The organism is Methylomonas sp. LWB, assembly GCF_001856095.1.
GTDB lineage: Bacteria > Pseudomonadota > Gammaproteobacteria > Methylococcales > Methylomonadaceae > Methylomonas > Methylomonas koyamae_A.
This window is the reverse complement of the sequence record NZ_MKMC01000023.1, coordinates 366,107-378,781: the sequence shown is the minus strand read 5'-3', so window position 1 is coordinate 378,781 and position 12,675 is coordinate 366,107. Positions and strand designations below refer to the sequence as shown.

11 protein-coding genes are annotated in these 12,675 nt (G+C 55.6%); 1 reads left to right on the top strand and 10 read right to left on the bottom strand.

Translation table 11 applies throughout. The annotated features are described in order from the left end of the window. Window positions 1-380: 380 nt before the first annotated feature. From cysK to BJL95_RS12335, 5 genes are all read right to left on the bottom strand, one after another. Window positions 381-1,328, bottom strand: coding sequence for a cysteine synthase A (cysK, locus tag BJL95_RS12355; RefSeq protein ID WP_064030271.1), 948 nt, complete (start codon window positions 1,326-1,328; stop codon window positions 381-383). Window positions 1,329-1,450: 122 nt separating this feature from the next. Beyond that, window positions 1,451-2,353 carry an EAL domain-containing protein gene (locus BJL95_RS12350; protein ID WP_071158328.1) on the bottom strand — a complete coding sequence of 301 codons (903 nt, stop codon included), beginning with the start codon at window positions 2,351-2,353 and terminating at the stop codon, window positions 1,451-1,453. A gap of 29 nt (window positions 2,354-2,382) precedes the next feature. After that, entirely contained in the window at window positions 2,383-3,381 is a 999-nt protein-coding gene (locus tag BJL95_RS12345; protein WP_064030267.1) for a sulfate ABC transporter substrate-binding protein, read from the bottom strand. A gap of 135 nt (window positions 3,382-3,516) precedes the next feature. After that, window positions 3,517-5,085 carry an OprO/OprP family phosphate-selective porin gene (locus tag BJL95_RS12340; RefSeq protein ID WP_083385970.1) on the bottom strand — a complete coding sequence of 523 codons (1,569 nt, stop codon included), beginning with the start codon at window positions 5,083-5,085 and terminating at the stop codon, window positions 3,517-3,519. A 117-nt stretch (window positions 5,086-5,202) separates the two neighbouring features. Further along, window positions 5,203-5,388 (bottom strand): YezD family protein, encoded by a 186-nt coding sequence (locus BJL95_RS12335; RefSeq protein ID WP_071158324.1) that lies wholly within the window; start codon window positions 5,386-5,388, stop codon window positions 5,203-5,205. Window positions 5,389-5,763: 375 nt separating this feature from the next. On the opposite strand from BJL95_RS12335, the gene BJL95_RS25475 reads away from it, so the two are divergent. Continuing rightward, window positions 5,764-5,889 carry a DUF433 domain-containing protein gene (locus BJL95_RS25475; protein WP_302848345.1) on the top strand — a complete coding sequence of 42 codons (126 nt, stop codon included), beginning with the start codon at window positions 5,764-5,766 and terminating at the stop codon, window positions 5,887-5,889. A 102-nt stretch (window positions 5,890-5,991) separates the two neighbouring features. Here the strand turns inward: BJL95_RS25475 and BJL95_RS12325 are convergent, their stop codons facing one another. The 5 genes from BJL95_RS12325 to BJL95_RS25740 all read right to left on the bottom strand — a co-directional run bounded on the left by BJL95_RS12325 (window position 5,992) and on the right by BJL95_RS25740 (window position 12,645). Further along, window positions 5,992-8,409 (bottom strand): TonB-dependent receptor, encoded by a 2,418-nt coding sequence (locus BJL95_RS12325; protein WP_071158322.1) that lies wholly within the window; start codon window positions 8,407-8,409, stop codon window positions 5,992-5,994. A 48-nt stretch (window positions 8,410-8,457) separates the two neighbouring features. Then, entirely contained in the window at window positions 8,458-8,850 is a 393-nt protein-coding gene (locus BJL95_RS24650; protein ID WP_139306241.1) for a hypothetical protein, read from the bottom strand. A gap of 115 nt (window positions 8,851-8,965) precedes the next feature. Beyond that, window positions 8,966-10,243, bottom strand: a complete 1,278-nt coding sequence (locus tag BJL95_RS12320; RefSeq protein ID WP_083385968.1) for a FecR family protein — start codon at window positions 10,241-10,243, stop codon at window positions 8,966-8,968. Between the two features lie 71 nt (window positions 10,244-10,314). Further along, entirely contained in the window at window positions 10,315-10,827 is a 513-nt protein-coding gene (locus BJL95_RS12310) for an RNA polymerase sigma factor (RefSeq protein WP_083385966.1), read from the bottom strand. 177 nt (window positions 10,828-11,004) lie between these two features. Further along, entirely contained in the window at window positions 11,005-12,645 is a 1,641-nt protein-coding gene (locus tag BJL95_RS25740; protein WP_071158318.1) for a sulfotransferase, read from the bottom strand. Window positions 12,646-12,675 lie beyond the last annotated feature (30 nt).

Genomic DNA, 12,675 nt, shown 5'->3' with positions numbered 1-12,675 from the left:
CGCCGAAACGTCGGCCGTCGATCGCAATCGTTTATGAATGCCGGAACCGGCAGTGAAAGTTCAATCGGGGGTGATGCCGCATCGAAACTGGAACGGGATCTTTCGGTCGATGCGGCTATGACGCGGCTGAAGCCGCTCCGACGGCACGGGTTCTAGCGGGTCGAACGCAAGTCCTTAATTTTACTCTGTCAGATTACTCAATAAGCGTCGTCATTCCGGCATGGATGGCCGGACCCGTTAGAGCACGGAGCGAATTCAGACGTCATAGACGGATTTAAGCCATACCCTCCATGGTACTGGATGCCCGCGTCCCGGCGGGCATGACGGTCTTACACCAATCCGACAAAGTAGAATAAAACGGCGTCAGGATTTGCCCATCCTCAAGCGCCGAACAAGGCCGAGCTCAAATAGCGTTCGCCGGAATCCGGCAGCATGACGACAAAGCTTAGTCCGGCGTAGTCGGGCAACGCGGCCAAGCGCATCGTCGCGGCCAACGCGGCGCCGCTGGACAAGCCAGCCAGTATCCCCTCCTCCTTGGCCAAACGGCGGGCGTATTCGACGGCTTCGGTTTCGCTGGCGGTTTCGATTCGATCGATCAGGTCCAGGTCGAGTATCGCCGGCACGAAGCCGGCACCTATGCCTTGAATGCCGTGGGCACCGGGCTGTAAGACCTGTCCGGCGCGGGTTTGGCTCAGCACCGGGCTGGCGGCCGGTTCCACCGCCACGGTTTCGATCCGCTTGCCCTGGCGTTTCAAAAATCGTCCGGTGCCGGTGATGGTGCCGCCGGTGCCAACCCCGGCGACGAACACATCGACCGTGCCGGCGCTGTCTTGCCAGATTTCCGGGCCGGTGGTTTGTTCGTGTATCGCCGGATTGGCCGGATTTTTAAATTGTTCCAACAGCAAATAGCGATCCGGATCGGCCGCGGCCAGCCGTTCGGCGGCTTCTACCGCGCCGCGCATGCCCAGTCGGCCGTCGGTCAACAACAGTTTGGCACCGTAGGCGCCCAGCAATACCCGGCGTTCGCGGCTCATCGTATCCGGCATCGTCAGTGTGATCGGAATGCCGCGCGCGGCCGCCACCGCCGCCAATGCGATACCGGAATTGCCGCTGGTGGCTTCGATCAAGGTCACGCCGGGCTTGAGCAAGCCCTGCCGTTCGGCCGCCCAAACCATCGCCGCGCCGACCCGGCATTTCACCGAATAGGCCGGATTGCGGCTTTCGATTTTGGCGAAGATCGTCACCGGCAGCTCGCGGCCGATCCGATTCAGCCGGACCAGCGGCGTGCGGCCTATCGAAGCGGAATTGTCGGTAAACCAGTTAGCCATATCGATTCCCCATCAGGGCTGACGCAATGCAAAAAAAAGCCGCCTTGACGGCGGCGTGAGCAAGACGCCACGAGAAAGGACATCACCATGAAACCGTATCGCAGCGCATCGCGGGTTCCGCCTTACATGCCGTATTGGGCGGAGACGCTGAAACTGCCGAAATGATGCGGCGCGCCCGGCATCAACGGGTTTTCCCTGCGCGACGCCTTGGCTTGGTGCCAGGCGGCGGCCGGCGCGGGCCGACCTAAATAATAACCTTGCAACAATTTGCCGCCGGCATCCAGCGCGATGTCGAGCTGGATTTCGTTTTCGATGCCTTCGATGACCGGCTGGGCACCCAAGGCCTGCACCACTTCGATCAGCTTCGGCAACACCCGGCGGATTTTACCGCCGCGCTCGGCTTCCCGAATCAGGCCGGCGTCGAATTTGACGTAATCCGGCGCCAAATGCCAGAGCCGACCCAAATTGGAATGGCGGCTGCCGAAGTTGTCGATGGCGATCTTGAAACCGCGATCGCGATAATTCTCCACCGCTTCGGCCAAGGCCCGATCGGCGTCAACCGCGTTTTCCATGATTTCCAACACCACTTGGGTGGTCGGCACCGCGTGCAGATGCAGAATATGTTCGAACACCTTGCCGTGGGTATTAACGCTGACCAACAGTTTAGGGTGTACGTTCAAAAACAATTGGCCGCGCTCCTCGGGTAACTCCAGATAGTTGAGCATGTGCAAGGTACGCGCCACCCGATCCAACTTCACCAATTTATCTTGATTGTCGGCCCAACCGAATGCGAAGTCCGGCGACACCGCTTCGATGCCGGTCGAAGGTCTGAGCAGGGCTTCGTAACCCAGCAAGCCCTCCGAAGTCGAGGTATCGAAGATCGGCTGAAACTCGCTGCGCAAGCGCAGTCCGATGTAGCGGCTCAGCACTTGCGCCGCTTCCACTTCCAGTTTGAATTCGTCCAGGTCCAGATACAACACTCGTTCCAGGTCGTCCCGTATTGCTTCGATCGTGGTTTGCACCATGCGTTTGCCCTCCTGCGTTTCGGCCGCGATCAGCGTCCGTATATCTTGTCGAAGATGCCGTCGTCGGCGAAATGCTTGGCTTGATTTTCCGGCCAACCGCCCAACTGGGCGATGGTCACCAACTCCAACGCCGGGAACTGTTTGGCGTATTTGGCCGCCACTTCTTTATCGATCGGGCGGTAGAAGTTTTTCGCGATGATTTCCTGGCCTTCCTTGCCGTACAAATATTTCAGGTATTCGGTCGCGACTTCGGTGGTGCCGTGTTTACGGGCCACGTCTTCGACGACGGTCACCGGCGGTTCGGCCAGGATGCTGAAGCTGGGCGTGACGACTTCGTACTTGTCGGCGCCGAATTCCTTCAATACCAAATAGGCCTCGTTCTCCCAGGTGATCAACACGTCGCCGATGTCGCGCTCGGCGAAGGTGGTGGTGGAACCGCGCGCGCCGGTATCCAGTACCGAGGTGTTCTTGAACAATTTGCCGACGAAGTCCTTGGCCGCTTCTTCGCTATTGTTGTTGTGTTTCAGGGCATAGGCCCAAGCCGCCATGTAATTCCAACGCGCGCCGCCGGAGGTTTTCGGATTCGGCGTAACCACGCTGAGGCCGGGCTTGATCAAGTCGCTCCAATCTTTAACATGCTGCGGATTGCCCTTGCGCACCACGAACACGATGGTCGAGGTATAAGGGGCGCTATTGTTGGGCAACTGGCTTTGCCAGTTTTCCGGAATCAGGTTGCGGCGCGCCAGTTGGTCGATGTCCGCCGAGATCGCCAGCGTCACCACGTCGGCCTCCAGGCCGTCCAGCACCGCCCTGGCCTGCTTGCCGCCGCCGCCGTGCGACTGGTTGACGGTGACGTTGTCGCCGGCTTTGCCTTTCCAGTATTTGGCGAAGGCTTGGTTGTATTCTTTATAGAATTCGCGGGTCGGATCGTAGGACACGTTCAACAAGGTCACGTCCGCCGCGAAGGTCTTGCTTGCCGCCGCCGTCAGTAGGGTGACGGCAATCAAACCGAATAATCTGTTCTTCATAAGTGATCTCTCAAAAGCTATTTTGGTGAAATGGTTGCCATGTCCGCATCCGTGCGACTATCCGTGGGTCTAGCCTCAACCTAGCCCCCGTCCTGGGAGCAGCGGAACCGGCTTCCTGCCGCAATGACGAACCCGTTAAAACGCCAATTGGAAGCGAGTTGCGAATACGTTCTCCGACGGACGATTGGCAAATGCCGCGGCCGATAATCCCGCACCACCGTCGAAATAGGTTTGCTCGTAATCGGCCATGATTCGGGCATTTTGGTTTAGGAACCAGTTGAAACCCACCGCCCAGGCCGTGGCGTGTTTGGCCGACTTAGCCGGATTCAAATAATTGAACGCGGTGGTGTCGACATTGAATTCGCTCCAGCGCGCCGCCACTTGCAAGGCGCCCCAACTACCTTCCAACGGATTGAACGGCCGAATCGGCTTGACGCTTTGGAAGGTGTTGTCTTCGCCGGTCAGCACGTAGGAAAGCTGCACCTGCCACGCCGTATTGTTGAGTTGGTTACGCACGCCGGGGATGCTTTGACCGGTCCGGGTAGCGATGACTTCCTGAGCCGACAACACGTATTCGCCCATGATGCCGAACGGACCGGCATACCAATAGGCTTGCGGGTAAACCCGGTAATGCACGCCGTCCGCCTGTAGGGTACCGGTATAGGCGCTTCGCAAACTGTTGTAATTCAAGAACGTGGATCGCCCTATCGGCGTGCCCTGATTTTTCAAGGCTTGCAAGCTAGGCCGTTCCCAAGTACCGGCGACACCCAGGCCCAGACCTTCCAGCCAGCGGTTGCCGCCGTGTTGGAACGGATGTACCCATAAGCGACCGATAAATTCCTTGTCGTCGTCGGTATCCGGCGAGTTTTTATCGATGCTGCCGTCGTCGCCGGAACCGTTAAACACGCCGAGTTGATAGCTGACGAAGTTGCGGAAATCCACCGGCCCCGCGTAATCGGCCTTGTAACCCGGCGCGGCGAACGACCCGTGCAACATCACGCCGACATCGCGGTTGCTGGCCAGATAGGTCGGGAACGCGCGTTCCAGAAACGTACCGTCCGAGTCGCCTTGCAAACGCTCCAAGCTCAGCGGGGTTTTTTGCTTACCGACGCTCAAGCTGGCGTAGGGCAAATAGGCGTAATCCAGGTAGGCGTCCGGCAGGATATTGGTAGCCGCGAAATCCGGCATGATTTTGAAGTACAAGCTGTCCCAAAACTTACCTTCCAACCAAATCCGGGCTTGCTTCAACTCGAACTTGTCGGTTTCGGCGCCGCCGCTGATACCGTTGGACGCGGTCGCCCCGGTCCAACTACCGCCGGTGAAAAAGCGCGCGTCGGTTTGTACCGCGCCGCGAATCCGGACTTGATGTTTACCGTCGGCCGAGGAAATCCGAAAGCCGTCGCTACCGCCTTCGACTTTAGGCGCGCGGCTGGCGGCCGTGGCGGCCACTTCCTTGTCCACTTCCAATTTGCGTTCCAGCGTGTTGATCTTGCGATTGAGCTTCTCTACTTCAGGATTCGATTGCGCGACCGGTGCGGCGGCGGCCGGCGCGGCGGCGGCGGCTTTCTCGAAGCGTTCCAATCTGGCTTCCAGCTCGCGAATGCGCTGCTCCAACGCTTGGGCGTCGGCGGCTTGGGCATCGGCGACGCCGAATAGCGCCGAGCCGATCGCGCCCACCAATAGGCGGCGTTTAACATGAGTCATGTGGTGTTTTCCTGTTATCGCTTGCTTCCGGCGTTCCGGTCAGAAGGTCGTTATTGTTATTTGGCTGGCGTCTCCGGCGATCCGGTCGAATCGAATAAGTGCTTGAAAGCAACCGGATCAAATCGGTATTTTTGGGTCGGCTACTCGGAATCTTTCGCGCTTGTCGATTTGCACGACCCGGCCGTCGTGAATGACGACCTCAATGGAACCAAAGCGGATGTCTCGCAGAATCTCCGCGATCTGTAGGGCAATCTCGTTATGATTGCCCGGCTTAAACGAGCGGTTATTGGTTTCGGTTGCCATATCGCCTCCCCGAGGTGGTGGACTGGGACGTTATTGAGTCGCTCCGTTGCCGGACCCGGCCGGCGACGTTGGGGAGATGATAAGAGGCTCGTTATTCGATGAAAAACGATATAAATTGAAATACAAATCTATAAATAAGATATGCATGTTGCCGGGCTGCTGAAAAACCAGCATGAATAGTCGATATTCCAACCACTTAGCGCAGCGCGTGTCTCGGCGACAGCAAAGATACCCTTGCCCTACGGCGACTTGATTCAATTTCGCGACCGCGACGTTCGGCGTGATTTAAACGATCGCATGACGGTCAAGCCGTTACCCTGTGGCGGTACGTTGCGTATCCGGGCTATGCGCATCCGCATCTGAGTTATTTTGCCGATGTTAGGCGAGGGTGTGAGCAATGAAGAGATTTTGCAGGATTTTCCTGACCTGGAGCATCAAGATACACAGGCTTGTTTATTGTATGCCGCCAAGCGTGTCGATTTTGAACGGCTGGCGGCGTGATGTATTAGATTAATGCTGTCTACGCGCCTTCACAGGCGCACTTGGGGTTCGTCACCTTACCCCAACTACGCCAGCCCGACGTATACGGTATGGGATAAATGGCTAATACTCTAATCTTATCGATCCCATAAAGTTTCTTGGCATTCCAACTTCAATATCTGAGCGATCTTGTGAAGCTGGATAATAGGTTTTGTCCAGAAGATTATTGACATTCAGTTGAGCAGTTAAATGACTTTTTCCTACTTTCCAGCCATAACTGCTTAACAAATTGACCGTGGCATATCCAGGTAATATCGCTGTGCTCGAGTCATTATTGGTATTTCTAGCACCTCTAGCAATAACGCCACCACCAAATTTCAATCCTTGGAGAACGCCTGATTGAAGCTCATAAGTAGTAAATATGCTGCCACCGTGCAATGGGACACCCTGAAAGCGTCTACCTAATTGGCCTGCGCTTCCAACAGTTACGGAGGCATCAGGAGTATAAGCATAAGCGCCAATTACATTCCATCCCGGTAATATCTCGCCTTTTAGGTCTAGCTCTAAACCTGCGCTTCTTGCTTCACCAATCGCAAGAGAAAACCCTGAATGATCTGGATCAGATATAGCAACATTTTGTTTTGTTAAATCAAACCACGCGAGCGTTCCAAGAAACCTTTTATTGAATAGCTCGGTTTTTATACCTAATTCCCATTGTTGCGCACCTGTTGGAGCTAAGAATTTTCCACCGAATCCAGTTCCATTTACACCACTGAAATTTTCTGTATAGCTACCATAAAAACTAAGTTCAGGAATCGGCTGCCAAACAATGCCACCTCTTGGAACTAAGCTATCCTGTCTTGGTTCTTTTGTAGACTGTCCATTAAAGTTACTGCTTGATTCAGTGCTGTCATATCTCATACCGCCCAGAATTTGGATGTTATAAGGAAGCTTAATTTGATCTTGGAAATAGAGACCGAACCAATCCTGAATGCCAGAGTATTTTATATAATCTGCTGGATTCCCTCTTGCAGTAGCTACATCAGGATATTGTGGGTTATAGATATTGATGCTATCAAATATAAACCCCTGGGTTGTATTAATTGAATATCTGTAATGATCACCACCTAGTAATAAAGTGTGCCCTAATCCCAAAGTTTCAAATTTTCCTGTCAAATTTAGGCTATTAAAATAAACTGGCTGCTTACTAGGGTCTTGAAATTGTACTAATCCAAAGCGCCCCATGTTTCCATTTGCGTCAGGAGATCCGTCTGTATCTGATGCCACACCATCCGATCCAAGCCATTGGGCATTAAACCTATGACTAAGCTTCCAGTTATCGTTAAATGCATGGGACCAGTTGATACCAACCATTGTTCGTTCGTAATTGTATGGATAAGGATTGCTTGTAAATCTTTCACGGGGTAGATTTGCAGGACGATCACCAATTGCCGGAATACCTCTGTCATAAACAATATGGCCGGCGTCATATTCCATTTCAAAATTTACTTGCGTTTTTGGGCTTATATTCCAAGTGACCACAGGTGCTAAAAATGTTCTCTCACTATTTACAAAATCTCTGAATGAATTAGCACTTTTATAGGCAAGATTAAATCTATATAAAAGCGACTTATCCTCGTTAATTGCCCCCGTTGCATCAACTGTTGTTCGATATAGATCAAAGGAACCAAATTGTTGTTGCAATGAATAATAAGGAGTTTCAAGCGGTTTCTTTGTCACATAATTAACCATTCCACCAGGGCTGGTTAATCCGTATAAAAGCGAAGCAGGCCCTTTCAATACCTCAACCCTCTCAGTGCTGGCCAAATCTCGACCGCCAGTAACGTAACCGGCAATTGGAAAAGGCATCCCATCGCGATAATCTCCTTGTGGATAGTTATCAAAGCCTCGCCTTGTCGATGCTTCTAAAAAATCACCCGATCCGCCGCTTCGGTATACACCACTGACATAATCCAGAGCATCATTTGGTCTAATGCCTTGAATGTCTTCAAGTACTTGTTTAGGTACCACCTGTATCGAATAAGGTGTTTCCATAATCGGCGTATCAGTCTTAGTCGCTGTAGATGCATTGGGCAAACTGTAATCCGGGTTATATGGATCGGTCGAATCATAAGCCGCCTTCCCCACCACCTGCACCGCCGGCATGGTCTGCGGCCCCAGATTGTTGTGCAGCTCCGCCGCTCGCGGCTGTAAGGTGATGGCCCCGTCCCCGGTCGTCACGGCCTGTAACGGCGCATCGCCCAATAAAATCCTGATCGCTTCGTCAGCGGTATAGTCGCCTTGCAAGTTACGGCTGCGTAGGTTGTCGGCAATCTCAGTCCCGTACATCAATTGTTGCTGGCTTTGCCTGCCGAACATCAGTAAGGCCTGATTCAGCGACTGGGCGGGGATGTCGAAATGGTGTTTGCCGGCGGCATCGCCGTGGGCGGTTTGCGAGATCAACGCCGCGAGTAAGACAGCTTTGGCGGCATGGCGCCGGCCCTTGCCGGCTGAGGGATTGCAATGCTTTGCGTTGGACATGGACACTCCTGGTTTCGGTCGGGTTACACGGCAGCATTTCGGCTGGTGTTAGTTAAGACGGAAACTTTTTAAAAACCCACATCGGGCGATCATGGATTTTTTGTTGGGAGAGTTCGGAATGGACAGTTCGCGTTTATCGTTGGCGTCGCCCCGGCATGGATTGCCGGGGCCCAGAAGCCACGGATGGCAAAGTTTCAACACATCCTTGTGCCATGGATCCCGGCAATCCATGCCGGGATGACGGCTTCGATCTGATTCAACCATTAACGCGAACAAGGCCTTAATGCTTGGGATGTCGTGGTGGACTTGGAAAATGATTTGAGGCGGGAATAAATTCTCGATGATGGGTTTCACTGCGCTCTCGGCAACTGCTCCATGCGTTGCTCTAGCTCCTGCATCCATGCAGTCGTACCCATCCGGCTCCGTTGTTTTAACTCTCATCACCCTCCCCTCTCGGCAACTGCTGCCAGCGTTGCCCTACCTCCTGCGTCCATGCAGTCGTCCAGCAAGAGAGGTTTTTTGTGCGTCGGGAGAAGGTGCGGGGTGTGAACAGCGCCTAACGCAACACCACCAGATAGGGCGTGATGCTGACTATTTGCAGCGCCGGGATGGCGGCTTTTAAACTGGCGATGGCTTGATCCAGCGCATCCAAGCGAAACAGACCGCTGATGCGCTTGTCGGCCAGCGCGGTATTCAGCAACATGACGCGGCCGGGACGGTATTGGTTGATTTGGGCAATCGCGTCGCTTAGCGACAAGCCGTCGAATTGCAGATAGCCGGCCCGCCACAGCGCCATGCCGTCCGGTTGGCCGGCGTTTTTTAAAGTGATGTTGTTGGCACCTATCGACGCCGACTGTCCCGCCGTCAGGCGTTGTTGGTGTTGCTGCCCCGCGTCTTGTATTTCAACTATCCCTTCGACCAGTTCGACTTCGGTCTGCTCGGGTTGTCGCTTTACGGCGAAGGCGGTGCCCACCGCCCGCACTTCGCTGCCGGCGGCAGTGACCACGAACGGCCGTTGCGGATTTTTAGCCACTTCAAAATAGGCTTCCCCGGCCAATAACTCCACCCGGCGCGTGCCGGCTTCGAAGTGGATGGCCAGGGCCGTGGCGGTGTTAAGCATCACCCGCGAGCCGTCGGCCAAAGTCACGCTGCGCTGCTCGCCCTTACCGGTCGAGTAGTCCGCGCGCCAGAATGCCGGCGGATACAGCACGCTCAACGTGGTAGCCAGCATTGCACAGCAGGCGACAGCCAAAGTTAAGGATCGGCCACGGCGTCGGCGGTGCGTTCTGTTGTCAACGCTGTCTTTAAAATCCCTGAGGCTGTCATTTCCGCGCAGACGGGAATCCAGTATGGCAACCGGACTTGCAGCCAGCACATCCGCTGCCTGCGCTTGCCTGCCACCTTGCCCTGGAGACTGTCGTAAAAGCTCGCTTTCTTCTCGGGACGACTGCATCGATACAGAAGATAGGGTAATGTCGGGATCGATTGCCGAGAGGGTTGGAGCGAGGGAATCAAAATGCGTCAAAGCGTTAGTTTGCATCCCCTCACCCTGCCCTCTCCCAGGGGGAGAGGGTTGTATTTCGGCTTGTAAGCTCCCCTCCCCCGGTAACGGTTGCGCACCGGGAATGATGCGGCGACCGCGCAGTTGTCCCAAGCCCACCCACAGTGCTTCGGCACGTTGCCAAGCTTGTTCGTGGGCGCTGTCGGCGGCGCGCCAGGCATTCAATTCTTGCCGCGCGGACGCGGGAAATTCACCGGAATGCAGTCTGCTCAACCAGTCGCAAGCCTGTTCCAGCAAACGCTCGGCGTCATCCGGCATCGGTTCGGTGGACATGGTCAATTCCTGGTTGAACGGTGGGGGAGATATATCATAGACGAGGCCCAAGCCCGGAACCACATCACCGGCTAGGACTGATCCAGGGTTTTGGCGCAATGCAGCAGCGCCTTTTTGACGTTCTCCTCGACAGTGCGAACCGAGATATTCAGGGTTTCGGCGATTTCGCGCTGCTTCATGCCCTCGAAGCGGTTTAAATAAAAAATCCGCTGACATAAAGGCGACAGGCTGGTCATGGCTTCGATCAGCCTATCCAAATCCTGCTCCGCCAGCGCGACGGTCTCGGCGCAACGCGGATCTTCGGCTTCCGGCGGCTCATCTTCCGGCCAATCGACGATCGCGTTATTGCGTACGGTCTGGCTGCGGTAGTGGTCGAACAGCAGATTCTGCGCGGTACGGAATAAATAGGCTTTCAGATTGCCGACATTACCCAGATCGTCGCTGCGGCATAAACGGACAAAGGCTTCCTGGCAAAGGTCGGCGGCGGTTTCCCGGCAACGCACGCGCGAAAACAGCACGGCTTCCAGCTCGCCGTGGCAACTGACGTACAGCTCTTGCAACGATTGATGCGGGTGAAATGACATGGGTCGCCGGTTTTGATTACGTCCGAATGGGCAGCTGAACCGAATCGGCCAGCAAAATTAACGCCGTAAGCTAAAATTTTTTTAGAATCAAAAGGCTGTCGATAGGCCGAACTCGCGCATTGCGGCCTCCCGCTATTGAACTATGTTAAATCACTACATCATTCGACGGCACGAGGATCAGACGTAACCGAAGGCCTTGAGATAGGGCTCCAGCATGGGCAGGATGGTTTGAAATTGGCTTTGGTAACCGTGCCAACGGGCGACGGCGCTACGGTAAATCGGCCGAGACACTGCCCCAAAGCTGGGCGTGGCCACGTAACGGCCGGCCGAACGCTCGTGGAAGCGTTGCACTTCCGGGCGCCACTCGACGCCCAACAACTCGAACACCCGCCGAAAGCTGGTTTCGAAATCGTCGACCACATCCTCGTAGCGCAATTCCAGATAAACCGGGGCGATCCGATCGCGCAGGCTCAGCCACAAATCCATCACCGCCGCGTACTGGCGGGCAATGCCTTGCCAGGACAGCAGATTGACGGTGGCCGGCGCCAACGCGAACGATTGCATCGCGCAACTCAAACACACATCGCGCGGATCGCGGAGCGCGAACAGAATTTTTGCTTCCGGAAACAAAGTGGCGATCAGGCCGGTTTCGATACTGTTTAGCGCCACCTTGTTGACGAAAGTTTTTTTCAACGCGGCCGACGTGAATTCCTCGGCGGCGCGTTGCCAGTAAAACGCCCGCAAGCGACGCGCGCCGGCAATATCCAGGGCTTTCAGCGCGGCCGGCGTATCGCCGGCGATGCCGGTCGCCGCGGCCAACTCTTGTGCCACTTCCTCGATCAAGTGGTTTTCGTCCGAGGTCAGTACCTCGGGATGCGCGGCCAGCACTTGCTCGGTCAGCGTGGTACCGGAGCGCAAGAATCCGATCAAGAATGCCGGGACCGGCAAATTGTCGGCAAAGTCGGTTACGCGCCAGCGTCCCAGCAAGGCATCGTCGTAACCGTGTTTGAACAAGGCGATCCGGTCGAACAGATAATTGGCGTCCACGTTCCGGGCTTCCGGACTAGCCGCCGCCAACGCGCCGGCCCTCGAGAACATCTCGAAGGCTTCGGCGTAGCGCTGTTGTTTATCGTAGACCTTGGACAGCTCCAAGCAAGCCCGCGCCAACTGCCCGCCATTTTGCTCGGCGGCAACGACCCGCTCCAGCCGCCCGCCGGCGTCGTCCATCCGTTTCTTGTCGATTTCCAGCAAGGCCATCAGGATTTGGCAGCCGGCGTCGCTCGGCGCCAATTGCAGGACTTTTTGCATCTGGGCGATGGCTTGATCGGTGTGGTTCAAGCGGTGCAGACAAGCGGCGATCGCATATTGCGCCGAGGCGCTGACCGGCATGCGCTTGGCGGCGGCCCTGGCCAATTGCAACGCCAAGTCGATGTCGCCCCACATTTGCATTTGCTCGGCGAATTCCAGCAAGACCCTAGCGTCGATCTTTTCCGGTTGGCGCAACATGGCCTTGGCGGCCTTGGCCAGATATTGCTTGCCCTCGGCCAGCCGATGCCGCCAACACAAGCCTTGGCCGACGCCGGCCAAGGCTTCGGCGTGATTGGGCTTGATCGCCAATACTTGCCGATAAGTCTGTTCGGCGGCGAGAAAGTCGCGGCGTTGATAGGCGTGGTAGCGGGCGGTTTCCAACAATTGCTTCGGGTCGGATTCGCCGCTCCCGGCCTCGGCCTTCTCGGCGCAGCAATGTTTGAATTTTTTACCGCTGCCGCACGGGCAGGGATCGTTACGACCGGGTCTGGCCGAGGCGGATATCGTCATCGTCAATCGTGGTTAACGCGGGAGGCGGCA